Source organism: Pectobacterium colocasium, from assembly GCF_020181655.1.
Classification (GTDB): Bacteria; Pseudomonadota; Gammaproteobacteria; order Enterobacterales; family Enterobacteriaceae; genus Pectobacterium; species Pectobacterium colocasium.
The window spans coordinates 721,490-746,827 of sequence record NZ_CP084032.1; the positions used below are offsets into that span (position 1 = coordinate 721,490).

Below are 25,338 nucleotides of genomic sequence, written 5' to 3' on the forward strand. Positions count from 1 at the left end.
GCAGGAAGGCGGTGCCTTCCTGCTATATGAGCGACGTACGGCTGAGAACAGGTATTCTTGAGTACGTTTATTGGTGAGACTAATTGTTGATGATAATAGCTATTGATGAGACTAATTATTTATGAGAGCCATGCACTAATGGTCTGACGAGCTTTTGTCATCGGGTGTTTTTTCCCGAGCTTCATTGATCGAATGAACACCTTTTGTCGCCTGCTTGATTTCCGACGCGACATCCAGGATGTCGTTATTCTCTCGATAGCTGAAGAAGTTTGCCAGCAGCGTAACTAAACCCACACTAATAGCACCAACCAGATAACCTAGCCCTATTGCATTCTCCATTTTATTGATATTCACGTGCAGCAATTCGGCAATAATACCGACCAATGAGAATGCTGCTGAAATGCTGATGATGATAATAATTAATATCGAGACAACTTTGTCATAATTATTCAGTTTCTGCGGTCGCCAAAAGAAGGAAATACTGAGGCCGCCGAATAATCCTGAAATTGATGCAATAATATCGCTGACTAGAATGCCATAGATTAGAGGATAGGTTGAAAGATCCATAATATGTCCGTGATAATATTTTCTATGAAAGGGGCGTTTTCGCGTTTTTTTGAATATTAGCTCGGTGTGACGGGCTGTAGGAAAAGCGCCTTTTCTGCTTCTCTACGGCGTAGAAGACCTTCCACGACTTGTTCACCATCTTTGTCCCAGCGTGGAAATTGATCGGCTGCGGCATCATAGTTACCTTGATTCAGCAGGCGTAATAATGTCGACGTTTCCAGACTTTCTACGCCCAGATTGTAGGTAAATGATGTTAGTGCACCAAATTGGTTTCCGTTGAGATCAACGTTCACATAATGCTGTACACCGGTTTCCGCCGTCTTTAAGTCCTGACGTAACAGTAAGTCGGCTTCCTGAAGGGTAATACCGTTATCAAAATTTTCGTGTGGCAGTATCAGATGTCCATATCCAATAGTCCATCTGCCAGCGGTATCGAGATACTTTGTTAATCTCAATCCTTCAAAGCTCTTAATAAGATCGAGACCAGCTTCATTGATCGTTTCAGGAATGTTAGCCATTGTTTTTTTCCTCTTGTGTTATTTGGGGGAGAACGAGATTGGTATAGTCATCAATTAATCGCATGAGGCTTTCAGGGGGGGCGAGCGCAGTGAACTGCATTTCTATATCGATGTGCTGACTATTTCTGCCTTTTTTGTTTTTGCCTGAAGGCGACATACTGACGTGAAAATTGCTGACGTTATAATCGTCTAAAGGCGAGGCTATTTCGTCCTTGCTTACCGCATCGGTCCTCACTGTCATTTGCACTTTCATTTTTTCCAGCATCAACCCCCTTGGAGTAGAAAGGGCAACCAGTGGCAGCTCGATGTGGTGTCGAGAATCGAGTTGAATAGAAACCGTCTTTGGCGTTAACGCACCATCAGCGTCACGTTCAAAAAAAGGATCGAGCGTTTGTTGGTATTGGTGAGCGATAAATTGATTGGCTGCGGTAGCGGCATGCTGCATGCCGCGAGCAATATCTGCTAATGTTAGCGCCTTTGATGATGACGTCACGCGATCGTTTAGCGTGGAATGGGGGTTTTCCCCTTGGGGGGGCTCGACATTCTCTGGTTTTTTATTTTTTCCCGTTATCCAATTTTTGAATGACATACTCTCTCCTTATCTTATTTTCCAATCGCTAAAAATAAAAACCCTGGAGGAAAATAAATGACAGTTTGAGAAAACGTTAACAATTAATTAAAGAATAATATATCAGTCATTGTGGTAGCGATAGCATGCAATACGACATAGGCCATTTATTCCAATTTTAAAGATTTATTGCGCTAAAGGTTTTATACATTTATGAAATCATTACGCTATTAGGGCTTATTTTGAGATAATATTTCATTGCTAATGGTATTCTTCTTTGGGGATTTTATCTGAAGTTATCATGTCAGTATGCGTTAATAAATATGACCAAGTCTATAAGGTAAACGGCATATGCCAAATGGCGTGACATCATATCTTTCAAGATGGACTAAAACTTCTTAGAGGGCATTTTCAAATATGGCATTTTAAAATAAAGGTAAATGGAGATTGCACAGTGAATGTTGTTATTATTGACAAATCCCCTGTTTTCATTCAGGGCTTATCTGTTGGGCTGAATGATTTTATGCACAATGTCAATATTGTTGGCGTAAAGGAAATTGACGATGTATGGCCTTGCCTTGAGGGGATGAAAAACGCTTTTATTTTGCTAAATTGTAATAAAGAAAATGGAGAATACAGTTTTTTCCTGGAAACGCTGCATGAGAAATATATTGGTGTTAGTGTGATTATTATGGTTGATTCTATTGAAAGACATATTTTGAATAACTATCTGAAACACCATGTTATGGGGGTCGTTCTTAAAACATCGCCCGTTGATTCTATTGCTCAGGCATTAAAAACCGTATCGATGGGTATGGTCTGTTTACCTGATGATGGCGTGATCTATGAAGGATGGAGTGTCGATAACAGCGTAAAAGGCAAACTGAGTGAAAGGCAGCATGAGGTTCTGCAACTGATTGCATCAGGCGCTTCTAATAAACAGATTAGCCGGACATTAAACATCAGTGCAGGAACGGTGAAGTCGCATTTGGAGTCAATTTTCAGGCGACTTAATGTGCGTAACAGAACACAGGCTGCGATCGTACTATTAGAAGAAGAGCGAAGATAAGTTAGCAAAAGATAAGTTCGAAGAATAAAAACAGATTTTATCCCAGTACATTATTTAGCTATTGCTTGTTTTAAGCATCAGGGAATCCCCACTATATTATCTACTCTTGGCATCCGTGCCTTTCTTCAACAGCGGTTCTGCGTTATGTCTAGCGTGACGATGCAAGAGCGGTTTGTAAAAGTGTGGCCACTATCGCCGCGGTTGCTGCTTTCTGGTGGCCGGTGCGTCTTGACAAAGGGGCGCATTGCGCGTATAAGAGTCGCCTTCGAACCAATCCTATGGATGACTTGCATTTCTGGAGTTGTCAGCGTAGTATTTGCCACGTTTTCGGACGCGGGGTGGAGCAGCTTGGTAGCTCGTCGGGCTCATAACCCGAAGGTCGTCGGTTCAAATCCGGCCCCCGCAACCACTTAACTTCCAGTAAAGTGTTTTTTCAAATACGTTCTTCACTCAATTTCTATCTCTTTTTGCAGTGATTTTTGAAAAAATCCTTCACCGAAAGTTATGCCGCGTTGGTTTGCGGCATTAGGGTCCAGTTGCATAAAGCCCCGATTTTTCGGGGTTTTTTGTTATTTGGCAACAAACAACTGGGCTATTAGGCCCTTTTTTTATGTCTTGGGGGTGGGCTTGTCCACATTAGAGCAAAAATTAACAGAGATGATTTCAGCACCCGTTGCCGCATTAGGCTACGAATTAGTTGGGATTGAGTTCATCCGCAGTCGCCAATCGACACTGCGTATCTATATTGATAGTGAAGATGGCATCACTGTTGATGATTGTGCTGATGTCAGCCACCAGGTCAGTGCGGTATTGGACGTCGAAGATCCAATCACTGTCGCCTATAACCTGGAGGTTTCGTCTCCAGGGCTTGAGCGTCCCTTGTTCACGGTAGAACATTATCTGCGTTTCATCGGTGAAGAGGTGACAGTGGTACTGCGTATGGCAGTCCAGAATCGCCGTAAATGGTTGGGTGTAATCAAAGCTGTTGACGGCGAAATGATCACCATAACAGTGGAAGGCAAAGATGAAGTATTCGCGCTGAGCAACATCCAGAAAGCGAATCTTGTACCCCACTTTTAAAGTTTGGATGAGGCAACTAGGATGAACAAAGAGATTCTGGCTGTTGTTGAAGCAGTTTCCAATGAGAAAGCCGTCCCGCGCGAGAAGATTTTTGAAGCGCTGGAAACCGCACTGGCGACAGCGACCAAGAAAAAATACGAGCAGGAAATTGATGTCCGCGTGAGTATCGATCGCAAAACGGGCGATTTTGATACCTTCCGTCGCTGGTTAGTCGTGAATGAAGTCACTCAACCAACGCGCGAGATTACGCTTGAAGCTGCGCAGTTTGAAGATCCTTCTCTTGATATTGGCGGTTATGTTGAAGATCAAATCGAATCTGTAACCTTTGACCGTATTACGACGCAAACGGCAAAACAGGTTATCGTACAGAAAGTTCGTGAAGCCGAACGTGCGATGGTTGTTGATCAGTTCCGTGAGCAAGAAGGCGAGATTATCACCGGTGTCGTGAAGAAGGTGAACCGTGATAATATTTCGCTTGAAGTCAGACCAATCGATGGCTCTAACACCAGCGCAGAAGCGGTAATCGGCCGTGAAGATATGCTGCCTCGTGAAAATTTCCGCCCTGGCGACCGTATTCGTGGCGTACTGTATTCTGTTCGTCCTGAAGCTCGCGGTGCTCAACTGTTTGTCAGCCGTTCCCGTCCGGAAATGCTGGTTGAACTCTTCCGCATTGAAGTGCCAGAAATCGGTGAAGAAGTCATCGAGATTAAGGCCGCGGCCCGCGATCCGGGTTCACGTGCGAAAATTGCAGTGAAGACGAATGACAAGCGTATCGATCCTGTCGGCGCGTGTGTGGGTATGCGTGGTGCGCGCGTGCAGGCGGTTTCCAGTGAACTGGGCGGCGAGCGTATTGACATCATTCTGTGGGATGACAACCCTGCACAGTTTGTGATCAATGCTATGGCGCCTGCCGATGTTGTCTCGATCGTGGTTGATGAAGATACCTGCACGATGGATATCGCCGTTGAGTCGAGCAACCTGGCTCAGGCGATTGGTCGTAACGGGCAAAACGTACGTTTGGCTTCCCAACTGCTGAAACAGCATCGTTCAGACGACCGTTGGGAACTGAACGTGATGACAGTGGAAGATCTTCAAGCCAAGCATCAGGCTGAAGCACATGCCGCAATCGACGTCTTTACCAAGCATCTTGATATTGATGACGAGTTTGCCACCGTGCTGGTTGAAGAAGGTTTCTCCTCACTTGAAGAACTGGCCTACGTGCCAATCAAGGAATTGCTGGCTATCGAAGGCCTTGATGAAGAAACCGTTGAAGCATTGCGTGAGCGTGCGAAAGCCGCATTAACCACGCTGGCACTGGCGCATGAAGAAAGCCTGGGTGACGGTCAACCTGCTGAAGACTTGCTTAGCTTGCCTGGGCTGTCGCGTGAGTTGGCGTTCAAACTTGCTGCGATCGGTGTTTGTACGCTGGAAGATCTTGCTGAACAGGGCGTTGACGACCTGACAGATATTGAAGAACTCAATGATGAGCAAGCGGGCGAATTGATTATGGCCGCACGTAATATCTGTTGGTTTGGCGACGACAACGAATAACGAACTGTAGCAGGAAAGGAACAGCATGACAGATGTAACCGTAAAATCGCTGGCCGCAGAGATTCAAACTCCGGTTGACCGCCTGATACAGCAGTTTGCTGATGCGGGAATGACCAAGTCTGCATCGGACGCTGTGACCCAGCATGAAAAAGAAACATTATTGGCGCACCTGAACCGCGATCGCGGTAATGCTGCGCAGGGTAAACTGACGCTGCAACGTAAAACGCGCAGCACGCTAAATGTCCCTAGCACTGGCGGTAAAAGTAAGTCGGTGCAGATCGAAGTCCGCAAGACACGCACTTATGTAAAACGCGATCCGATTGATGCCCAACAGGCGGAAGAGGAAGAGCAGGCACGGCGTGAAGCGGAAGAACAGGCACAACGTGCCGCTGAAGAGCAAGCTAAACGCGAGGCCGAACTGCGCGAAGCTGCTGAGAAAGCGAAACGTGCTGCCGACGAGCAAGCCAAACGTGAAGCCGCTGAAAAAGCTAAGCGTGATGTAGCGGAAAAAGAAAAAGTGACGAACCAACAAAACGAAAATATGACCAAGCCGGCTCAGGCCGAGAAAGCGAAGCGCGAAGCGGAAGCTGCCGAACTTAAGCGTAAAGCGGAAGAAGCGGCACGTCTGAAAGTTGAAGAAGAAGCCCGTCGCATTGCTGAAGAAGCCCGTCGTATGGCCGAAGAGAATGCCGGACGTTGGGAAGCGGAAAGCGCTAAACCTGAAGAGTCTGCCGATTATCATGTGACGACGTCTCATCATGCCCGTGAAGCGGAAGATGAGAATGACCGTCAGGTTGAAGGCGAACGCCGCAGCCGCAGCCGCGCTGGCAAAGTGACCAAACAGAAGAAAGGCAATCGCCAGTCTGAGTCCAAAGCTGACCGCGAAGAAGCGCGTGCTGTTACCCGTGGCGGTAAAGGCAAGCGTAAGCCAAGCTCACTGCAACAGAGCTTCAATAAGCCTGTGCAGGCGGTTAACCGTGATGTTGTGATTGGTGAAACGGTTACTGTTGCTGAACTGGCTAACAAAATGGCCGTTAAAGGCTCTCAGGTCATCAAAGTGATGATGAAACTGGGCGCAATGGCAACGATCAACCAGGTTATCGACCAGGAAACCGCGCAACTTGTTGCGGAAGAGATGGGTCATAAAGTCATCCTGCGTCGTGAGAACGAGCTGGAAGAAGCGGTAATGAGCGACCGTGATACGGGGGTTGCAGCAGAAGCGCGTGCCCCTGTCGTCACCATCATGGGTCACGTTGACCACGGTAAAACCTCTCTGCTTGACTATATTCGTTCAACCAAGGTCGCAGCGGGTGAAGCGGGTGGGATTACCCAGCACATCGGTGCTTACCACGTTGAAACTGACAATGGCATGATTACGTTCCTGGATACACCGGGACACGCCGCGTTTACCGCAATGCGTGCTCGTGGTGCTCAGGCAACGGATATCGTGGTACTGGTTGTGGCGGCGGATGACGGCGTAATGCCTCAGACCATCGAAGCTATCCAGCACGCGAAAGCCGCTCAGGTTCCGGTTGTGGTTGCAGTCAACAAAATCGATAAACCTGAAGCCGATCCCGATCGTGTGAAAACCGAACTGTCTCAGTACGGCGTTATGCCGGAAGAGTGGGGCGGCGAATCTCAGTTTGTCCACGTATCTGCTAAAGCCGGTACGGGCATCGACGAACTGCTGGATGCGATTCTGTTGCAGGCCGAAGTTTTGGAACTGAAAGCCGTCCGTAGCGGCATGGCAAACGGTGTAGTGATCGAATCCTTCCTGGATAAAGGTCGTGGCCCGGTTGCAACCGTACTGGTTCGCGAAGGTACGCTGAATAAAGGCGACATCGTTCTGTGCGGTTTCGAATATGGCCGTGTTCGTGCGATGCGTGATGAATTAGGTCGCGAAATTACATCTGCGGGTCCTTCTATTCCTGTCGAAATTCTTGGTCTGTCCGGTGTGCCTGCCGCAGGTGATGAGGCGACGGTTGTTCGTGACGAGAAGAAAGCGCGTGAAGTGGCCTTGTATCGTCAGGGTAAATTCCGTGAAGTTAAACTGGCTCGTCAGCAGAAATCTAAACTGGAAAACATGTTTGCCAACATGACGGAAGGTGAAGTTTCTGAACTGAACATCGTGCTTAAATCTGACGTTCAGGGTTCTTGTGAAGCGATTTCCGATTCACTGCAGAAACTGTCTACTGATGAAGTGAAAGTGAAGATCGTGGGTTCCGGTGTGGGCGGTATCACAGAAACGGACGCCACGCTGGCAGCCGCTTCGAATGCGATTATCCTTGGCTTTAACGTTCGTGCAGATGCATCAGCACGCCGCATCGTGGAATCAGAAAGCCTGGATCTGCGTTATTATTCCGTCATTTACGACTTGCTTGATGAAGTTAAACAGGCGATGAGCGGTATGTTGGCGCCGGAGTACAAGCAAGAGATTATCGGTCTGGCCGAAGTCCGTGATGTCTTTAAATCACCGAAATTTGGCGCTATCGCTGGTTGTATGGTGACGGAAGGTATCGTTAAGCGTCACAACAAGATCCGCGTACTGCGTGACAACGTGGTGATCTACGAAGGCGAGCTGGAATCTCTGCGCCGCTTCAAAGATGACGTTAACGAAGTTCGTAACGGTATGGAATGTGGTATCGGCGTGAAGAACTACAACGACGTTCGCCCTGGCGATATGATCGAAGTCTTTGAAACGATTGAGATCAAACGTACGATCGCGTAATCCGTTTTCAGCGACGACGTAAGTGATTCGTAAGGGGGGCCTAGTGCCCCCCGATTTTTACTGGAGAATTTATCATGGCAAAAGAATTCAGCCGCACCCAGCGCGTTGCGCAGGAAATGCAAAAAGAAATCGCCATTATCATTCAGCGTGAAGTGAAAGATCCGCGTATCGGTATGGCGACCGTATCCGGTGTGGAAGTTTCTCGCGATCTGGCGTATGCCAAAGTTTTTGTGACCTTCCTGAATGATAACGAGCCAGAACAAGTTAAAACGGCAATAAAAGCACTTCAGGATGCGTCTGGCTTTATTCGTACCCTGGTTGGCAAGGCAATGCGTCTGCGTGTTGTTCCGGCCCTGACCTTCTCCTACGACAATTCGTTGGTTGAAGGGATGAGAATGTCCAATCTGGTGACCAATGTGGTCAGAAACGATACGGAACGTCGTTCTGTGACGGGCGAAGATCAGGAGGATTAATGAGTCGTCCTCGTCGTCGCGGCCGTGATATACACGGCGTATTGCTCGTAGATAAGCCGCAAGGCGTGTCGTCTAATGATGTTTTACAGAAGGTAAAACGGATTTTTAACGCCAACAGAGCGGGTCATACGGGGGCGTTGGATCCACTAGCCACCGGTATGTTGCCGATTTGCCTTGGGGAAGCGACGAAATTTTCCCAATACCTGCTGGATTCAGATAAGCGCTACCGCGTTATTGCTCGCCTTGGGCAACGAACCGACACCTCCGATGCCGACGGTAACGTGATTGAAGAACGTGCGATTGGTTTTTCTGCAACGGAACTGGAGCAGGCGCTGGAAGGCTTTCGCGGTACCACGCAGCAAGTGCCATCCATGTACTCTGCGCTGAAGTATCAGGGGCGTAAGCTGTATGAGTATGCTCGCCAGGGGCTGACGGTTCCGCGCGAAGCGCGTGACATCACCGTGTACGAACTGCAGTTCATCCGCTGGGAAGGCGATGAGCTGGAACTGGAGATCCATTGTTCGAAAGGGACGTACATCCGCACCATTATTGACGATTTGGGCGAAAAGCTGGGCTGTGGCGCACATGTGATTTACCTGCGGCGTTTGCAGGTTGCCACCTATCCTATCGAAAGAATGGTGACGCTGGAGCAGTTAGCCGCATTGGTCGAGCAGGCTCAGGCGCAAGAACTCTCGCCTTCACTGAGTCTCGATCCTCTGCTTATGCCGATGGAAAGCCCGGTCATTGATTTTCCTGAAGTGAATTTGACACCCGTTGTCGCTGGTTATTTGAAGCTGGGACAGCCTGTTCAGGCCGCGAATGCGCCGCTGAACGGTATGGTGAGAATCACCGAAGGCGACGCGCACAAGTTTATCGGTATGGGTGAAATTGACGGTGATGGCCGCGTTGCGCCACGGCGTCTGGTTGTTGAGTTTCTGGTGTAAACCCGCCTGTTGCTGCCTTGCTATCGCGGAACGCTGAGGGTAGAATAGCGCGGCTTGACTATTGGGTGGCTGAATTAGAGATCGGCGCCTGTTTTTTTATCTATAATGTTTGGAGTATTACAATGTCTCTAAGTGTTGAAGCTAAAGCTAAAATCGTAGCAGACTTCGGTCGTGGCACTAACGATAGTGGTTCTACTGAAGTTCAGGTTGCTTTGCTGACTGCGCAGATCAACCATCTGCAAGGCCACTTTTCTGAGCACAAAAAAGATCACCACAGCCGTCGTGGTCTGCTGCGTATGGTTTCTCAGCGTCGTAAGCTGCTGGACTACCTGAAGCGTAAAGATGTAGCACGTTACACCAGCCTGATCGAACGTCTGGGTCTGCGTCGCTAAGTCTTCTGAGTTTCAGTAGGAAGGGGCCTCTTTTGGCCCCTTTCTTCTAGGAAGCGTTAGCAAAACAGAGTAGTGTATTGTTGTTAATAGGATCTTTCATTACAGAGGTTCGCGCGGCTAATGAGAGGCTTTATCTGCATGAGCAAGATAAGGGTTGTCATTAGTCGTGAGGATGTAGTGTAAAGGTCGGGAGTTCACTGGCGCGTTTATCTTGAATACGTGTAGCGCGCCCCAGCTAAGGATATTATTTTGCTGAATCCGATCGTTCGTAAGTTTCAATATGGTCAGCATACCGTTACGTTAGAAACCGGTATGATGGCACGCCAGGCTACCGCCGCTGTGATGGTAAGCATGGATGACACCGCGGTATTCGTTACTGTGGTCGGCGCGAAAAACGCCAAACCCGGCCAAAGTTTCTTCCCATTAACGGTTAACTATCAGGAGCGTACCTACGCTGCTGGACGTTTCCCAGGTGGTTTTTTCCGCCGTGAAGGCCGTCCAAGCGAAGGCGAAACGCTGATTTCTCGCCTGATCGACCGTCCAATCCGCCCTCTGTTCCCAGAAGGTTTCCTGAATGAAGTTCAGGTGATTGCAACCGTAGTTTCCGTTAACCCACAGGTTAACCCTGACATCGTTGCCATGATTGGTGCCTCTGCGGCGCTGAGCCTGTCCGGTATCCCGTTCAGCGGCCCTATCGGTGCGGCGCGCGTTGGCTACCTGAACGACCAGTATGTCCTGAACCCAACGACGGATGAGCTGAAAGAGAGTCGTCTGGATCTGGTGGTTGCAGGTACAGAAGGCGCGGTTCTGATGGTGGAATCCGAAGCCGATCTGCTGAGTGAAGATCAGATGCTGGGCGCAGTGGTATTTGGTCACGATCAACAACAAGTTGTGATTGAAAACATCAACGCTCTGGTTGCCGAAGCGGGCAAACCGAAGTGGGAATGGCATGCGCCAGAAGTGAATGTTTCTTTAGAGCAGCGCGTACAGGCTCTGTCTGAAGCACGTTTGGGTGACGCTTACCGCATCACTGAAAAACAAGAGCGTTATGCACAAGTTGACGTCATCAAAGCTGACGTTGAAGCTGCTCTGCTGGCAGAAGATGACACGCTGAACGCGGGTGAAATCCAGGAAATCCTGGGCAACGTCGAGAAAAACGTTGTGCGTAGCCGCGTACTGGCTGGCGAACCGCGTATCGATGGCCGTGAAAAAGACATGATTCGTGGCCTGGATGTGCGTACTGGCGTACTGCCTCGTACCCACGGTTCTGCGCTGTTCACCCGTGGTGAAACGCAGGCGTTGGTAACGGCTACGCTGGGTACTGAGCGTGATGCGCAGACCATCGACGAGCTGACGGGTGAGCGTACCGATCGCTTCCTGCTGCACTACAACTTCCCTCCGTACTCTGTTGGTGAAACCGGTATGGTGGGTTCACCGAAGCGTCGTGAAATCGGTCACGGTCGTCTGGCTAAGCGTGGCGTATTGGCCGTTATGCCGAAGGCGAGCGAGTTCCCGTACACCGTACGTGTGGTGTCTGAAATCACGGAATCCAACGGTTCTTCCTCCATGGCGTCTGTCTGCGGTGCTTCTCTGGCACTGATGGATGCGGGCGTGCCGATTAAATCAGCCGTTGCGGGTATCGCGATGGGGCTGGTGAAAGAAGGCGACAACTTTGTTGTTCTGTCCGACATTCTGGGTGACGAAGACCACCTGGGTGATATGGACTTCAAAGTTGCTGGTAGCCGTGAAGGTATCACCGCGCTGCAGATGGATATCAAGATCGAAGGGATTACCCGTGAGATCATGCAGGTTGCGTTGAATCAGGCCAAAGGTGCGCGTTTGCACATTCTGGGCGTGATGGAACAGGCGATCAGCACGCCACGTGGCGATATCTCTGAATTTGCACCACGTATTCACACGATCAAGATCAGCACCGATAAGATCAAAGATGTCATCGGTAAAGGTGGTTCTGTGATTCGTGCGCTGACGGAAGAAACCGGCACCACCATTGAAATCGAAGACGATGGTACTGTGAAGATTGCTTCAACCGACGGTGAAAAAGCGAAACACGCGATTCGTCGTATTGAAGAGATCACCGCTGAAATCGAAGTTGGCCGCGTGTATCAGGGTAAAGTTACCCGCATCGTTGACTTTGGTGCTTTCGTCGCTATCGGTGGCGGCAAAGAAGGCCTGGTGCATATTTCTCAGATCGCCGACAAGCGCGTAGAGAAAGTGACTGACTACCTGCAAATGGGTCAGGAAGTGCCGGTCAAGGTTCTGGAAGTTGATCGTCAGGGCCGCGTGCGCTTAAGCATCAAAGAAGCAACGGCGCAAACTCAGGAAGCGGCAGCCCCGTCTTCTGAGGAATAACGACTGTTAGAAAACGGTCTTATGGCACCTTGTCTAATTATCATGGCAAGGTGCCACGTGTATCGTAAGGGTATGGATGTCCTTGCGTTGAGCGGTCCGGGACAGGATGTTCATCCAATGTTTGTCTTCGGGAGTGGGAAATGAAGCCTTTCTTGCGCTGGTGTTATGTTGCAACAGCACTCATGCTGGCAGGATGCAGCAACACGGATTGGCGTAAAGACGCAGTATTGGCGATTCCGTTACAGCCTACTTTACAGCAAGAAGTGATTCTGGCACGCATGGAACAAATCCTTGCAAGCCGGGCATTAACCGATGATGAGCGAGCACAGCTATTATATGAGCGCGGAGTGCTGTATGATAGTCTCGGGTTACGGGCATTGGCGCGGAATGATTTTTCACAAGCGCTGACGATCCGCCCTGATATTCCAGAAGTTTTTAACTATTTGGGTATCTATTTAACGCAGGCTGGCAATTTTGATGCTGCCTATGAAGCGTTTGATTCTGTACTAGAGCTTGATCCAACTTACAATTACGCGCGTTTAAACCGGGGCATCGCTTTGTATTACGGCGGTCGCTACCTGTTAGCGCAGGATGATCTGCTGGCGTTTTATCGAGACGATCCGAATGATCCTTTCCGTTCGTTGTGGCTGTATCTTGTGGAGCGAGAAATCAATCCAGAGACGGCCAAAGTTGCGTTGAAGAAACGCTATGACGACGCCAAGAAAGGGCCTTGGGGATGGAATATTGTCGAATTCTACCTAGGTGGTATCAGTGAAAAAACACTGATGCAGCGTTTACAGGAAGAAGCTACGGATAACACTTCGCTCGCTGAGCATCTCAGTGAAACTGACTTCTATTTAGGTAAGCACTACCTAAGTCTGGGGGACAAGAACACCGCCTTGGCGCTGTTCAAGCTGACGGTTGCCAACAACGTCCATAACTTTGTTGAGCACCGCTATGCATTGTTGGAATTGGCGCTATTAGGCCAAGAGCAAGACGACCTATCAGGATCGGACCAGCAATAGCTGACGAACACGTAATCAGCCTGAAAAACTTCGGTTATCACCTTCACGGGTGAGGGCTTTTTTGTTCGCTTTTTAATCCAATTTGAGCCGGTTCACACTTTTCAATGAAAATGACTGAAAATTTTCACGACGAGTTATGTAGACTGGCCGCCATGTGTAATGAGGCACGTGTACATGACTGATTTAGTAACTTCTTTTGCCGATTTGGGGCTGAACACCTCTATCCTTAACGCCCTGACTGACTTGGGCTATGAAAAACCGTCTCCGATTCAGGCGGAATGTATTCCTCACCTGCTGAACGGTCGCGATGTGCTGGGTATGGCACAGACCGGTAGCGGTAAAACTGCAGCGTTCTCTCTGCCATTACTGAACAACCTGAAACCTGAACTTAAAGCACCACAGATTTTGGTGCTGGCACCGACCCGTGAGCTGGCGGTGCAGGTAGCAGAGGCCTGCAATGACTTCTCCAAACATATGCATGGCGTGAATGTCGTCGCACTGTACGGCGGTCAACGCTATGACGTGCAACTGCGCGCGCTGCGTGGCGGAGCACAGATCGTTGTGGGTACGCCGGGCCGTCTGCTGGATCACCTGAAACGCGGTACGCTGGATCTGTCCAACCTGAGTGGTCTGGTGCTGGACGAAGCTGATGAAATGCTGCGTATGGGCTTCATCGAAGATGTTGAAAACATCATGGCTCAGATCCCTGCTCAACATCAGACTGCGCTGTTCTCTGCGACCATGCCGGAAGCGATTCGCCGCATTACGCGCCGTTTCATGAAAGATCCGCAAGAAGTTCGGATTCAATCCAGCATTACTACGCGCCCAGACATCAGCCAGAGCTACTGGACGGTGCACGGTATGCGTAAAAATGAAGCGCTGGTGCGTTTCCTGGAAGCGGAAGATTTTGATGCGGCGATTATTTTCGTTCGTACCAAGAATGCGACGCTGGAAGTAGCTGAAGCCCTGGAGCGTAGCGGTTACAACAGCGCTGCGCTGAATGGTGACATGAACCAGGCGCTGCGTGAGCAAACGCTGGAGCGCCTGAAAGATGGTCGTCTTGATATCCTGATCGCGACCGACGTTGCGGCGCGTGGTCTGGACGTTGAACGTATCAGCCTGGTAGTCAACTACGATATCCCGATGGATGCCGAGTCTTACGTTCACCGTATTGGCCGTACTGGCCGTGCGGGTCGTGCTGGCCGTGCTCTGCTGTTTGTTGAAAACCGTGAACGTCGCCTGTTGCGCAACGTTGAGCGCACAATGAAGCTGACCATTCCTGAAGTGGAATTGCCAAATGCAGAATTGCTGGGTCAACGCCGTCTGGCCAAGTTTGCCGCTAAAGTACAGCAACAGCTGGAAAGCAGCGATCTGGATATGTACCGTGCGCTGCTGACGAAACTGCAACCGCAGGAAGAGTTGGATGTTGAAACGCTGGCTGCCGCGTTGCTGAAAATGGCGCAGGGCGAACGTCCTCTGATTCTGCCACCCGATCCGGTATTCCGTCCTCGTCGCGAATTCCGCGATCGTGATGAGTCTCGCAGTGATTCACGTGGCGATCGTCGTCGTGAGCCTCGCGATTCCCGTGAACCTCGTGACGGCGATCGCCCGCAGCGTCGTGAGCGTCGTGATGCTGGTGAGATGGAACTGTATCGTATCGAAGTGGGTCGTGATGACGGCGTTGAAGTTCGTCACATTGTTGGCGCAATTGCCAACGAAGGTGATATCAGCAGCCGCTACATCGGTAACATCAAGCTGTTCGCGTCTCACTCGACGATCGAACTGCCGAAAGGTATGCCGGGCGACCTGTTATCGCACTTTACTCGCACGCGTATTCTGAACAAACCGATGAACATGCAGTTGCTGGGTGATGCTCAGCCGCACGAACGTCGTGGCGGTGGCCGTCCTGGTGGCGAACGCCGTGATGGCGCAGCGCCACGTCGCTCTTTCGGCGGTGGTGAACGTCGTGAAGGTAACGGTGGTGAGCGTCGCGAGCGTTCTTTCAACCGTGATAACCGTGACGGTGCTTCACGCGCTCCACGCCGTCGTCCTGCTGACGCGTAAGCTTCACTTCAGCTTGTTTCAATACAGGCTGTTGTAATAACAGCAGCTTCAATGCAAAACGACCCGTTTCAGGGTCGTTTTTTTTGGCTAAAGCCAATCCATCAATGTGTGTTACAGCGTTTGCCGGACATCCATCGCGATCTCAAATGATTGCAGGCGTGCCTGATGGTCAAATATTTGACCATTGATCATCACTTCATCCGCCCGCGTTTCTCGCAAAAGACTCTGCAATCCATGACGTACCTTGGCGCGATCGCCAACGATCGACAGCCGTAATGCTTGATCCGCACCAAACTGTTCGGCAGGTGATCCGACTGTGTCGATGTTTTCTACTGGAGCGGGCAGCGGGCCCGGTGTGCCGCGGCGCAGGTTGATGAACTGCTGCTGCATCGAGGTAAATAGGAAACGCGCATCCCGATCGCTCTCTGCCGCAACTACATTGACGCATACCATTGCGTAAGGTTTGGCGTGGGTGGCTGAAGGAATAAAGTGCTCGCGATAGAGCCGGAACGCTTCCAGCAACATATCGGGCGCGAAATGGGCGGCGAAGGCAAAAGGTAATCCCAGTCTTGCGGCCAACTGCGCGCTGTACAGGCTGGAACCCAATAGCCAGATCGGCACGTGTAAACCTTGTCCCGGAACGGCTTGTACTGGCTGGCCCGGCTGTGTATCGGCGAAGTAGCGTTGCAATTCCTGCACGTCGCGTGGGAAATCTTCAATATCGGCATTCAGGTGACGGCGCAGCGCCATCATGGTGCGCTGGTCGGTGCCGGGCGCTCGGCCTAATCCCAAATCGATACGGCCGGGATACAACGACTCCAGCGTACCAAATTGCTCGGCGATGACGAGCGGTGAGTGGTTTGGCAGCATTACGCCGCCAGAACCGAGACGAATGCGCGCCGTTCCCGAGGCAAGGTAGCCGAGCAGCACGGATGTTGCTGCGCTGGCGATACCCGTCATGCTGTGGTGTTCCGCCAGCCAATAGCGGTGATAGCCCCATTTTTCTGTATGTTGTGCCAGATCCAGCGAGCGATGGAAGGCGTCACGTGCTGTCGCACCTTGCGGAATAGGCGCAAGATCGAGGACGGAAAACACAGTAGATTGCGAAGATGTGGACATAATATGGCTCACTTTGTTGTTCACTGACTCCACCCATTCGGTGGATGCTAATGCCGTCAGTCAATGATGAAAGTCAGAGCAGTATGCGGCAATCTGGCACTTATACGTAGTTCAAAGGTGCGTTTGAGAAAAGGGCGGCTGGCCGCCCTGATAGGAAGTGAGTTATTGAACGAGTTCAAGGCCGGCGACGCGGCGCCAGTAACCGTTGCAATCAGCCTGATTTTCCAGGGCTAGCGGTGCCGTCCCTTGTTCATTGGCGCGGAATTTATCCAGCATCGCCAGCGTGCTGATATCGTTCGGCGACAGCCGGACAATATCGACCAGATCCTGCATTGATGTCAGTTCGTTGCCGAGGTTGTAGCAATAGCCGCTTTGCGTCTGGATGCCATTCAGGACAAAGACCTGTTGGTTCTCCTGCGACAGCATTTTTCGGCCCTGCGGGTAGTTAAGGCAGCAGGTTTCACATTCGTCTTTTGGTCTATCTTCTGAACGCGCGGTGAAGCAGCGGGCGGAATAGGCCAGCGGCAAATGGCCGTAGCTGAGCACTTCCACTTCAAACTGATGGCGAAAGCCAAGTTCGTCACACTGGTTCAACAGGTTTTGTAGCCAGTCACGAGAGAGTTCGACCGGCATGCACCAGCGCACCATGCCTTGTTTATGCAGGACTCGCAGGGTGTAAGCGTTGTAGCAATTGAGCGCGTGTCCGGCGACAAACGGCAGACGGCGTTCAGCGGCGATGTTGACCGCACCCAGATCGTTCGCTTCCAGCAAAAATTCGCCGTTTTCCACATAGCGCTTCAGTTCCGTGAGTTCAGACGGAGCCTGTAACAGCGCGAGCGTCGAGATCACCACCTGTTTGCCGCTGTTTGCGACCTCACGGGCCACGCTGAACCAGTCCGCGACCTTCATCAGGCGGCGCTTGCTACACACCGTCTCGCCGAGATAAATGATATCGGCGCTGCTGTTCACTGCGGCCTGATAAAATGTCTCGACGTCCTCTTTCGGCCAATAGTAGAGGATATTCCCTAATGCGTATTTCATGTGTTCTCCCGCTACTGCCATTTACGGTGATAAGCGCCGAGTGTGGTCTGCGTACCTTCAGCCACCGCACCTAACGCATCCATCCATGCTTGAGTTGGTACAAATGCTTCAGGATTGGCACGGCAGCGATCGATAGCCTGTCGCCACACCTGCGTAATCTGGCTGACGTAGGCCGGGCTACGCTGGCGACCCTCTATCTTCACGGAGGCAATATTGGCGGCCATCAACTCAGGCAGCAGTTCCAGCGTGTTCAGGCTGGTGGGTTCTTCCAGCGCGTGATAGCGCTGCCCATCGACTAAATAGCGGCCTTTGCACAGAGTGGGATAACCGGCGTTCTCATCGTCCTGATAGCGGTCGATCAGAATATTGTTCAGGCGCGACTCCATGCCGTTTTCCGTCTGCTGCCAGCGTACAAATCGCGCGGGTGAGCAGGCACCTACGGTATTCGGTGATTCACCGGTCAGATAAGAAGAGAGATAGCAGCGGCCTTCCGCCATGATGCACAGGCTACCGAAGGCGAACACTTCGAGCGGCACCGGACTGGTGCGGGCGATTTGCTTCACCTGATGGATGGACAGCACGCGCGGCAGCACAATGCGTGAGACATCAAAATGACGATGATAGAAACGGATCGCTTCGGTGTTTGTCGCCGACGCCTGTACTGACACGTGGCGTTCGATGTGGGGATAGCGTTCGGCGGCATATTCCAGCATCGCGAGATCGGCAAGGATCAGCACGTCGGCGCCGATTTGTGCCGCCATGTCCACGGCGCGCTGCCAGCGCTGATAGCCGTCCGGGTGAGCAAATGTATTGATGGCGATATGCAGCTTACGCCGGTGGCGATGCACGTATTCACGCGCTTCCTGTAGTTTCTTATCGGTAAAATTCAGCCCGGCAAAATGACGTGCGTTGGTGTCGTCCTTCAGGCCGATATAGACCGCATCTGCGCCATTATCGATGGCAGCTTTCAGTGCCGGCAGGTTACCGGCGGGGCAAAGCAGTTCCATACACAATCCTTCATTAATCCCTTCAGGGCCGCAGGGGCTCAGTACGATCAATGATGTTCAGACTGACTCGCAGTGGATGTCGGGCACTCTGCCTGCCATGCTGCGCGCCGCCGCAGGCGATATTGAGAACCGCCTCGACGATTTTTATCAGTCGATGAATGTTGTTAACGATTGGGAATCTTAATTAACCCATCCGGTAAGGACTTTGATTTAAGGCAGTTTATGGTGCTAATCGTCGCGCCAGGACAAAATCTGTTGGGCATAATCGGATAACCGACTAAATTATTGACATAGACCTCTTCCGCTTGCGGTGGATGTGGCAAAATGCTTGCAGATTATCTGAACAGTCAGACTGCTTTAAGAGGAGTACGCCAGTGTTGGAAAAACTACGAGCGCAGATTGTGCGTCAGGGACCGAGCTTATTAGGTAAGCCACTCAAGTTCACTCCCTTTGCGCTACAGCGTCAGGTTTTGGAACAGATGTTGGGCTGGCAGTTCCGTCAGGCGCTGGAAGAGGGCGATCTGGCATTTCTCGAAAGCCGTTGGCTGAAGATTGAGGTGCGTGATGTTGGCCTGCAATGGTTTATGACGCTGCGCGATGGTCGTCTGGCGGTGAGCCACGACGAGACGCCCGATGTCAGCTTCAGTGCAGACGCGAACGATCTGATTTTGATCGCCGCGCGTAAAGAAGATCCCGACACGCTGTTTTTCCAGCGTCGTCTGCGCATTGAGGGTGATACTGAGTTAGGTTTGTATGTGAAGAACCTGATGGATGCCATTGAGCTGGAAGCCATGCCCGCGCCGCTGCGTATTGGCCTGCTGCAACTGGCTAATTTTGTGGAAGCCGGTTTACAGGAGGGCGTAGTGCAAACGACGAATCACGCGCCAGTATCATGTTAGTTCGGGTCGAAATCCCCGTCGATGCCGCAGGGATCGACAGCTTATTGCGCCGTGCTTTTCCAACGGGAGCGGAAGCGGATCTGGTTCATCAACTGCGTGAAGATGGTTTATTGACGCTCGGCGTCGTGGCAACCGACGATGAAGGCGGCGTAGTGGGCTACGCGGCATTCAGCCCGGTGCTGATCGACGGTGAGGATCGACAGTGGGTGGCGCTTGCGCCGCTGGCGGTAGAAGAGAGCCTGCGCCGACAGGGCGTGGGAGAGAAGCTGGTTTACGAAGGGTTGGATGCGCTGAATGAATTTAGCTACACCGCCGTCGTCGTGCTGGGCGAGCCAGCGTACTACTCTCGCTTTGGCTTCGTTCCGGCGACAGAGCACCAGTTGCATTGTCGCTGGCCAGACAGTGAGTCCGCTTTTCAGGTCTACCCACTGGCGGACAACCATGTTGTCGTCGAAGGGCACTCTGAGAGCGAAAGCGGCTTTGAAAGCGCGAGCGGGCTGGTTGAATACGCCGAACCGTTTAACCGCTTTCTCTAGTTGATAGCGTATCAATACAAATTGTTTGAAATACAAAGCGTCTGAGGCTGGTCTTGTACCAGCCTTTCTTTTTGGCTTTTACTGAGTTGCTTAATGCGATGCTCCAGTTTGAGTGCGTTGGAGCGATCACCCACCAGACAGTGAAACGCCAGCGTTAATTCCCCTTTTCCCCGCAGCGCTTTTGCCCCTTTCCCCGTTTGATGCTCGTTCAGACGACGGCTGACATCCGTGGTGATCCCCGTATACAGCGCTCCGCTGACCGTGCGCAGTATGTACAGATACCAGAGGGAATGTTCGGTGTGTTCAGTCATGGTGTGTTCTGTAGATTATTGTTTGAAAAAGTGGTTTGACACAGCTAAACATAAATAGCACCTCACACCAATCGTATTTCAAATAACGAGTATTTCAAACAACGAGTATTTCAAACCACGTGCATTTCAAAGCACTTGCCTTTCAAAGAATGGACACGGCATCACATTACTGGCTGTTATTCAAAGACATCTATTTCTTTTACGGATAGGGAAAAACGTATGGCACTGAAGCGATATATACCGCTCGCGCTGGCTGTCACTGGCGTTAAGTTGCTGAGTGCCCGCATTGGTTCAACAGGTAGTCGGTGCCCATGTGCTGTAGACAACGCTGTCAGCATGATTCCCCAGACTGACCTTATTCAGGGAAGTGTGTGTGATTAAAATCACATATAATCACTATCTATTGCATTTCTCTTACATCAAGTGTGAATGAATGCACAAAATAGTCTGTCATGGCGTGTTCAAATGTCTGACGGGTTCAAGTTTTTAAGCCGTTTCTTTCGGTGTTGAAATCATCACAGGATGAAGGGCAGAGGAAGGCTGATTGCGGTGAGAAGGATCTTAGTGCCGCTACAGGTTGTTTCTCCTGAGCGCTATCTTCAAGGAACCAAGTCCGCTCGCCAAACGTGCTGGTTTACACCAGTTAATGTTCAGGGCCGGTTAGACCGGCTGACGAGTTGGAGTGTTGTATGACCAAGCTGACCACGGCCGCGCAACGTGCGCTGGCGCTGATGGATTTAACCACGCTGAATGAAGATGATACGGATGAAAAAGTGACGGTGCTCTGCCGTCAGGCGAATAGCCCGGCAGGGAAAACGGCTGCTATCTGTATCTATCCACGTTTTATCCCCTTGGCGAAAAAGATCCTGCGTGAGCAAGGTACGCCGGATATTCGTATTGCGACGGTAACCAACTTCCCGCACGGCAATGATGATGTTGAGATTGCGGTTGCAGAAACGAAGGCGGCAATCGCTTACGGCGCTGATGAAGTTGATGTCGTGTTCCCTTACCGTGCACTGATGGCAGGCAATGCTCACATCGGTTTTGAACTGGTGAAGGCGTGCAAAACGGTGTGTCAGGATGCCCATGTGCTGTTGAAAGTGATCATCGAAACGGGCGAATTGAAACAGGATGCGCTGATTCGTCAGGCGAGTGAAATTGCCATTGATGCGGGTGCGGATTTCATTAAAACCTCAACCGGTAAAGTGCCCGTGAACGCGACGCCGGAGAGTGCGGCGATCATGTTGAAAACGATCCGCGATAAAGGTGTAGGCGATCACGTTGGTTTTAAAGCGGCGGGTGGTGTGCGTAACGCGGAAGATGCCGCCATCTATCTGCAACTGGCGGACGATATCATGGGGGCTGAATGGGCGACGGCGCAGCATTTTCGCTTTGGTGCCTCCAGCCTGTTGGCAAGCCTGCTGACCACGCTCGGCCACGGAACCGCGACTCCGCAAGGTAGTTACTAATCACGCACAGACGGTGCGCGATTTTATTCGTGACAACATTTTGTTTATGAAAGCATTTTTGCAAAACAGCAAATGCACTCGCAGCGACAGGCTGCGGAGCCATATCCGAATTCATCAGGAGTACAGACTTTGTTGCTGATTCAGGAAATTATTCGTAAGAAGCGTGACGGAAAAGCACTGAGTGAAGAAGAAATCCGCTTCTTTATCAACGGTATTCGTGACAATACCGTCTCCGAAGGCCAGATTGCGGCTCTGGCGATGACCATTTATTTTCATGACATGTCGATGGATGAACGCGTGGCGCTGACGCTGGCGATGCGTGATTCCGGCACAGTGCTGGACTGGAAAAGCCTGAACCTGAACGGCCCTCTGGTGGACAAACACTCTACCGGCGGCGTGGGCGATGTGACGTCGCTGATGCTGGGGCCGATGGTCGCTGCCTGCGGGGGCTACGTCCCGATGATCTCCGGGCGTGGTTTAGGCCATACCGGCGGCACGTTGGATAAGCTCGAAGCGATTCCTGGGCTGGATATCTTCCCGAACGATGACGATTTTCGCCGCATCATCCAGCAGGTTGGCGTCGCAATCATTGGGCAAACCTCCTCGCTGGCACCGGCGGATAAACGCTTTTATGCCACGCGTGACATTACCGCCACGGTCGATTCCATCCCGTTAATCACCGCGTCGATTCTGGCGAAGAAGCTGGCTGAAGGGCTGGATGCGCTGGTGATGGACGTTAAAGTGGGTTCCGGGGCGTTCATGCCGACCTATGAACTGTCCGAGCAACTGGCACAGGCGATTGTCGGCGTAGCGAACAACGCAGGATGCCGTACCAGCGCATTGCTGACTGACATGAATCAGGTGCTGGCCTCTAGCGCAGGCAACGCGCTGGAAGTGCGGGAAGCCGTGCGTTTCCTGACGGGGGAGAGCCGCAATCCGCGCCTGTATGATGTTACTATGGCGCTCTGTGGCGAGATGCTGTTGGCGGGCGGGCTGGCAAGCTCGGCGGACGACGCGCAATCACGCTTACAGGCCGTGTTGGATAACGGCAAAGCTGCCGACGTCTTTGGCCGCATGGTTGCCGCACAGCGTGGCCCTGGCGATTTTGTCGAACACTACGATCGCTACCTGCCAGTGGCGACATTAAGTAAGCCGGTGTTCGCGATGCGTGAAGGCATCGTGACCGCGATGGACACGCGCGCGCTGGGCATGGCCGTCGTCTCGCTGGGTGGCGGACGCCGTCAGGCTACCGATACGATCGATTACAGCGTCGGTCTGGATAGCATGATCAGCCTGGGTGAGCGCGTTGATGCGCAGCGCCCGCTGGCGGTGATCCATGCCAATACGGAAGCGCAATGGCAGCAGGCGGCAAATGAGGTTCGCGCCGCAATCCAACTGGGCGACACTGCGCCAGAAAAGACCCCAATGGTCTATCGTCGGGTGAGCGCAGAAGCGTGATCGCCAGAGTGGGGTAGTGATTGTTTTGAATTGATGTTCCCCTGTCGGTAGATAGGGCGTTAGCGCAGAACTGCGCAGGAGAGAAAGAATGAAACGTGCATATATTATGGTTCTTGACTCGTTTGGTATCGGCAGCAGTGCGGATGCAGAACGTTTTGGCGATGTAGGGTCGGATACGCTGGGCCATATCGCTCAGGCGTGTGCGGCAGGAACGGCGGATAAAGGGCGCAGCGGCCCGCTGCATTTGCCGAACCTGAGCCGTCTGGGACTGGGTAAAGCCGCTGAGGCCTCAACGGGAACGTTCCCGGCAGGATTGGATGAAAACGCGGACATCATCGGTGCTTACGCGCACGCCAGTGAAATCTCTTCGGGTAAAGATACGCCGTCGGGCCACTGGGAAATTGCCGGTGTGCCTGTCCTGTTCGACTGGGGCTATTTTAAAGATGAAGAGAACAGTTTTCCGCAGGCGTTGCTGGATAAATTGGTAGAACGTGCCAATCTGCCGGGTTATCTGGGCAATTGCCACTCTTCCGGCACGGTGATTCTGGATCAGCTTGCTGAAGAGCACATGAAAACCGGCAAGCCGATTTTCTACACCTCTGCGGATTCCGTGTTCCAGATTGCCTGCCATGAAGAAACATTCGGTCTGGATAAGCTGTACGAACTGTGTGAAATTGCCCGCGAAGAGCTGACCGAAGGGGGCTACAACATCGGGCGTGTGATCGCACGTCCGTTTATCGGCGATAAACCCGGCAACTTCGAACGAACCGGCAATCGTCACGATCTGGCCGTTGAACCGCCAGCGCCGACCATTCTGAAAAAGATGGTGGAGGAAAAAGGTGGCGAAGTGGTTTCGGTCGGTAAAATTGCGGATATCTACGCGCAGGTCGGCATCACGAAGAAAGTGAAAGCAACCGGCATTGATGCGCTGTTTGACGCCACGCTGAAAGAGATGGATAGCGCGGGCGACAACACCATCGTATTTACCAATTTTGTTGATTTCGATTCTGCCTACGGCCACCGTCGCGATATTCCGGGCTATGCTGCCGCATTGGAGCTGTTTGACCGCCGCCTGCCTGAAATGCTGTCCCGCGTGAAAGGCGACGACATCCTGATTCTGACGGCCGACCACGGCTGCGACCCAAGCTGGCACGGCACCGATCACACCCGTGAGAACGTCCCGGTGTTGATCTATGGCCCGAACGTGAAGCCGGGCTCATACGGCCACCGTGAAACCTTCGCCGATATCGGGCAGACGGTTGCGACCTACTTTGGCCTGTCGCCTATGGACTACGGTAAATCGATACTGTAAAACACACCGTTTTTACGTGAACTTGATTAATTAAGGAATAAACGCATGGCTACGCCACATATTAATGCAGAAATGGGTGATTTCGCGGACGTAGTACTGATGCCGGGCGACCCGCTGCGTGCTAAGTACATCGCAGAAACCTTTCTGGAAAATGCCCGCGAAGTGAACAACGTGCGTGGCATGTTAGGGTTCACCGGAACCTACAAGGGCCGTAAAATTTCGGTCATGGGCCACGGTATGGGCATCCCATCCTGCTCCATTTATGCGAAAGAGCTGATCACCGAGTTCGGCGTGAAGAAGATCATTCGCGTGGGTTCCTGCGGCGCGGTGCGTGAAGATGTGCAACTGCGTGACGTGGTGATCGGTATGGGCGCCTGCACGGATTCCAAAGTGAACCGTATGCGCTTCAAAGATCACGACTACGCGGCGATTGCCGATTTCGACATGGTGCGCCATGCTGTTGATGCTGCCAAAGCGCGTGAGGTTTCTGTCCGCGTAGGTAACCTCTTCTCCGCTGATTTGTTCTACACGCCAGACCCGCAGATGTTCGACGTGATGGAAAAATACGGCATCCTGGGTGTGGAAATGGAAGCGGCCGGTATCTACGGCGTTGCGGCAGAGTTCGGTGCGAAAGCGCTGGCCATCTGCACCGTTTCTGACCACATTCGTACTGGTGCGCAGACCACGTCAGAAGAGCGTCAAAACACGTTCAACGAGATGATCGAAATCGCGCTGGAATCCGTTCTGTTGGGCGATAACGAGTAATATCATACTCCCTAGCCCGGACATTCGCTCCGGGCTGTATTTTTCCTGCTATTCCCTCACACCGTTTCCTTT

General features: G+C 51.7%; 24 protein-coding genes and 1 tRNA gene. 18 read left to right on the top strand and 7 right to left on the bottom strand.

Translation table 11 applies throughout. The features are described 5' to 3' along the window. Positions 1–135: 135 nt before the first annotated feature. Genes LCF41_RS03265 through LCF41_RS03275 form a run of 3 tightly spaced genes read right to left on the bottom strand, consistent with a single transcriptional unit; the run spans position 136 to position 1,674 of the window. Positions 136–567 (bottom strand): hypothetical protein, encoded by a 432-nt coding sequence (locus LCF41_RS03265; RefSeq protein WP_225086866.1) that lies wholly within the window; start codon positions 565–567, stop codon positions 136–138. 56 nt (positions 568–623) lie between these two features. After that, a complete protein-coding gene (locus tag LCF41_RS03270) occupies positions 624–1,085 on the bottom strand; it encodes a lysozyme (RefSeq protein WP_225086867.1) in 462 nt (153 codons plus the stop codon). Next, complete coding sequence (locus LCF41_RS03275; protein WP_225086868.1) at positions 1,078–1,674, bottom strand: DUF2589 domain-containing protein; 597 nt, start codon at positions 1,672–1,674, stop codon at positions 1,078–1,080. Before LCF41_RS03275 ends, LCF41_RS03270 begins: the two co-directional genes overlap by 8 nt. Positions 1,675–2,107: 433 nt before the next feature. On the opposite strand from LCF41_RS03275, the gene LCF41_RS03280 reads away from it, so the two are divergent. From LCF41_RS03280 to LCF41_RS03335, 12 genes are all read left to right on the top strand, one after another. Further along, positions 2,108–2,722 (top strand): response regulator transcription factor, encoded by a 615-nt coding sequence (locus tag LCF41_RS03280; protein WP_225086869.1) that lies wholly within the window; start codon positions 2,108–2,110, stop codon positions 2,720–2,722. Between the two features lie 332 nt (positions 2,723–3,054). Further along, positions 3,055–3,131, top strand: a tRNA-Met gene (locus LCF41_RS03285). 218 nt (positions 3,132–3,349) lie between these two features. Continuing rightward, positions 3,350–3,802: a ribosome maturation factor RimP gene (gene rimP / locus LCF41_RS03290; RefSeq protein ID WP_225088090.1), complete on the top strand. Its 453-nt coding sequence runs from the start codon at positions 3,350–3,352 to the stop codon at positions 3,800–3,802. Positions 3,803–3,823: 21 nt separating this feature from the next. Next, positions 3,824–5,353, top strand: a complete 1,530-nt coding sequence (gene nusA, locus LCF41_RS03295) for a transcription termination factor NusA (protein ID WP_225086870.1) — start codon at positions 3,824–3,826, stop codon at positions 5,351–5,353. A gap of 25 nt (positions 5,354–5,378) precedes the next feature. Continuing rightward, on the top strand, positions 5,379–8,081 hold the full coding sequence (gene infB, locus LCF41_RS03300) for a translation initiation factor IF-2 (RefSeq protein ID WP_225086871.1): 2,703 nt from the start codon (positions 5,379–5,381) through the stop codon (positions 8,079–8,081). Positions 8,082–8,155: 74 nt separating this feature from the next. Beyond that, positions 8,156–8,554, top strand: a complete 399-nt coding sequence (rbfA, locus tag LCF41_RS03305) for a 30S ribosome-binding factor RbfA (protein WP_180742916.1) — start codon at positions 8,156–8,158, stop codon at positions 8,552–8,554. Then, the gene (gene truB / locus LCF41_RS03310; protein WP_225086872.1) at positions 8,554–9,498 is read left to right on the top strand and encodes a tRNA pseudouridine(55) synthase TruB; all 945 of its coding nucleotides are present in this window, start codon (positions 8,554–8,556) and stop codon (positions 9,496–9,498) included. Before rbfA ends, truB begins: the two co-directional genes overlap by 1 nt. A gap of 122 nt (positions 9,499–9,620) precedes the next feature. Further along, the gene (gene rpsO / locus LCF41_RS03315; RefSeq protein ID WP_010279698.1) at positions 9,621–9,890 is read left to right on the top strand and encodes a 30S ribosomal protein S15; all 270 of its coding nucleotides are present in this window, start codon (positions 9,621–9,623) and stop codon (positions 9,888–9,890) included. A 249-nt stretch (positions 9,891–10,139) separates the two neighbouring features. Beyond that, positions 10,140–12,260 carry a polyribonucleotide nucleotidyltransferase gene (gene pnp, locus LCF41_RS03320; protein ID WP_225086873.1) on the top strand — a complete coding sequence of 707 codons (2,121 nt, stop codon included), beginning with the start codon at positions 10,140–10,142 and terminating at the stop codon, positions 12,258–12,260. Positions 12,261–12,400: 140 nt separating this feature from the next. Next, the gene (gene nlpI, locus LCF41_RS03325) at positions 12,401–13,285 is read left to right on the top strand and encodes a lipoprotein NlpI (RefSeq protein ID WP_012773292.1); all 885 of its coding nucleotides are present in this window, start codon (positions 12,401–12,403) and stop codon (positions 13,283–13,285) included. 110 nt (positions 13,286–13,395) lie between these two features. Beyond that, positions 13,396–13,467 carry a protein YrbN gene (gene yrbN, locus LCF41_RS22400; RefSeq protein ID WP_225088091.1) on the top strand — a complete coding sequence of 24 codons (72 nt, stop codon included), beginning with the start codon at positions 13,396–13,398 and terminating at the stop codon, positions 13,465–13,467. After that, positions 13,460–15,349: a DEAD/DEAH family ATP-dependent RNA helicase gene (locus tag LCF41_RS03335; RefSeq protein WP_225086874.1), complete on the top strand. Its 1,890-nt coding sequence runs from the start codon at positions 13,460–13,462 to the stop codon at positions 15,347–15,349. Before yrbN ends, LCF41_RS03335 begins: the two co-directional genes overlap by 8 nt. A 111-nt stretch (positions 15,350–15,460) precedes the next feature. Here the strand turns inward: LCF41_RS03335 and LCF41_RS03340 are convergent, their stop codons facing one another. The 3 genes from LCF41_RS03340 to ubiU form a co-directional block, all read right to left on the bottom strand. Next, positions 15,461–16,468 carry a luciferase-like monooxygenase gene (locus LCF41_RS03340; RefSeq protein WP_225086875.1) on the bottom strand — a complete coding sequence of 336 codons (1,008 nt, stop codon included), beginning with the start codon at positions 16,466–16,468 and terminating at the stop codon, positions 15,461–15,463. A 162-nt stretch (positions 16,469–16,630) separates the two neighbouring features. Continuing rightward, the gene (locus tag LCF41_RS03345; protein WP_225086876.1) at positions 16,631–17,509 is read right to left on the bottom strand and encodes a U32 family peptidase; all 879 of its coding nucleotides are present in this window, start codon (positions 17,507–17,509) and stop codon (positions 16,631–16,633) included. Between the two features lie 11 nt (positions 17,510–17,520). Beyond that, positions 17,521–18,516, bottom strand: coding sequence for a ubiquinone anaerobic biosynthesis protein UbiU (gene ubiU, locus LCF41_RS03350; protein WP_225086877.1), 996 nt, complete (start codon positions 18,514–18,516; stop codon positions 17,521–17,523). Between the two features lie 374 nt (positions 18,517–18,890). On the opposite strand from ubiU, the gene ubiT reads away from it, so the two are divergent. Both ubiT and LCF41_RS03360 read left to right on the top strand, forming a co-directional pair. Continuing rightward, positions 18,891–19,415: a ubiquinone anaerobic biosynthesis accessory factor UbiT gene (ubiT, locus tag LCF41_RS03355; protein WP_225086878.1), complete on the top strand. Its 525-nt coding sequence runs from the start codon at positions 18,891–18,893 to the stop codon at positions 19,413–19,415. Then, positions 19,409–19,951, top strand: coding sequence for a GNAT family N-acetyltransferase (locus LCF41_RS03360; RefSeq protein ID WP_225086879.1), 543 nt, complete (start codon positions 19,409–19,411; stop codon positions 19,949–19,951). The genes ubiT and LCF41_RS03360 overlap by 7 nt, the downstream gene beginning before the upstream one ends. Positions 19,952–19,962: 11 nt before the next feature. On the opposite strand, the gene LCF41_RS03365 is transcribed toward LCF41_RS03360, so the two are convergent. After that, complete coding sequence (locus tag LCF41_RS03365) at positions 19,963–20,262, bottom strand: GIY-YIG nuclease family protein (RefSeq protein ID WP_225086880.1); 300 nt, start codon at positions 20,260–20,262, stop codon at positions 19,963–19,965. 689 nt (positions 20,263–20,951) lie between these two features. Between LCF41_RS03365 and deoC the strand changes: the two genes are divergently transcribed. From deoC to deoD, 4 genes are all read left to right on the top strand, one after another. Next, entirely contained in the window at positions 20,952–21,731 is a 780-nt protein-coding gene (gene deoC / locus LCF41_RS03370; RefSeq protein ID WP_225086881.1) for a deoxyribose-phosphate aldolase, read from the top strand. 129 nt (positions 21,732–21,860) lie between these two features. Further along, positions 21,861–23,189 (top strand): thymidine phosphorylase, encoded by a 1,329-nt coding sequence (deoA, locus tag LCF41_RS03375; protein WP_225086882.1) that lies wholly within the window; start codon positions 21,861–21,863, stop codon positions 23,187–23,189. Positions 23,190–23,277: 88 nt separating this feature from the next. After that, entirely contained in the window at positions 23,278–24,501 is a 1,224-nt protein-coding gene (deoB, locus tag LCF41_RS03380) for a phosphopentomutase (protein ID WP_225086883.1), read from the top strand. Positions 24,502–24,546: 45 nt separating this feature from the next. After that, positions 24,547–25,266 (top strand): purine-nucleoside phosphorylase, encoded by a 720-nt coding sequence (deoD, locus tag LCF41_RS03385; protein WP_180742927.1) that lies wholly within the window; start codon positions 24,547–24,549, stop codon positions 25,264–25,266. The last annotated feature ends 72 nt before the right edge of the window (positions 25,267–25,338 follow it).

Excerpts from the sequence above, each read along its gene's own strand:
- LCF41_RS03335 (WP_225086874.1), top strand. The coding sequence starts at position 13,460 with ATGACTGATTTAGTAACTTCTTTTGCCGATTTGGGGCTGAACACCTCT.
- deoB (WP_225086883.1), top strand. The coding sequence starts at position 23,278 with ATGAAACGTGCATATATTATGGTTCTTGACTCGTTTGGTATCGGCAGC.
- LCF41_RS03360 (WP_225086879.1), top strand. The coding sequence starts at position 19,409 with ATGTTAGTTCGGGTCGAAATCCCCGTCGATGCCGCAGGGATCGACAGC.
- LCF41_RS03265 (WP_225086866.1), bottom strand. The coding sequence starts at position 567 with ATGGATCTTTCAACCTATCCTCTAATCTATGGCATTCTAGTCAGCGAT.
- LCF41_RS03345 (WP_225086876.1), bottom strand. The coding sequence starts at position 17,509 with ATGAAATACGCATTAGGGAATATCCTCTACTATTGGCCGAAAGAGGAC.
- rbfA (WP_180742916.1), top strand. The coding sequence starts at position 8,156 with ATGGCAAAAGAATTCAGCCGCACCCAGCGCGTTGCGCAGGAAATGCAA.
- deoD (WP_180742927.1), top strand. The coding sequence starts at position 24,547 with ATGGCTACGCCACATATTAATGCAGAAATGGGTGATTTCGCGGACGTA.
- truB (WP_225086872.1), top strand. The coding sequence starts at position 8,554 with ATGAGTCGTCCTCGTCGTCGCGGCCGTGATATACACGGCGTATTGCTC.
- LCF41_RS03365 (WP_225086880.1), bottom strand. The coding sequence starts at position 20,262 with ATGACTGAACACACCGAACATTCCCTCTGGTATCTGTACATACTGCGC.
- rpsO (WP_010279698.1), top strand. The coding sequence starts at position 9,621 with ATGTCTCTAAGTGTTGAAGCTAAAGCTAAAATCGTAGCAGACTTCGGT.
- infB (WP_225086871.1), top strand. The coding sequence starts at position 5,379 with ATGACAGATGTAACCGTAAAATCGCTGGCCGCAGAGATTCAAACTCCG.
- ubiU (WP_225086877.1), bottom strand. The coding sequence starts at position 18,516 with ATGGAACTGCTTTGCCCCGCCGGTAACCTGCCGGCACTGAAAGCTGCC.
- nusA (WP_225086870.1), top strand. The coding sequence starts at position 3,824 with ATGAACAAAGAGATTCTGGCTGTTGTTGAAGCAGTTTCCAATGAGAAA.
- deoC (WP_225086881.1), top strand. The coding sequence starts at position 20,952 with ATGACCAAGCTGACCACGGCCGCGCAACGTGCGCTGGCGCTGATGGAT.
- LCF41_RS03275 (WP_225086868.1), bottom strand. The coding sequence starts at position 1,674 with ATGTCATTCAAAAATTGGATAACGGGAAAAAATAAAAAACCAGAGAAT.
- nlpI (WP_012773292.1), top strand. The coding sequence starts at position 12,401 with ATGAAGCCTTTCTTGCGCTGGTGTTATGTTGCAACAGCACTCATGCTG.
- LCF41_RS03270 (WP_225086867.1), bottom strand. The coding sequence starts at position 1,085 with ATGGCTAACATTCCTGAAACGATCAATGAAGCTGGTCTCGATCTTATT.
- LCF41_RS03340 (WP_225086875.1), bottom strand. The coding sequence starts at position 16,468 with ATGTCCACATCTTCGCAATCTACTGTGTTTTCCGTCCTCGATCTTGCG.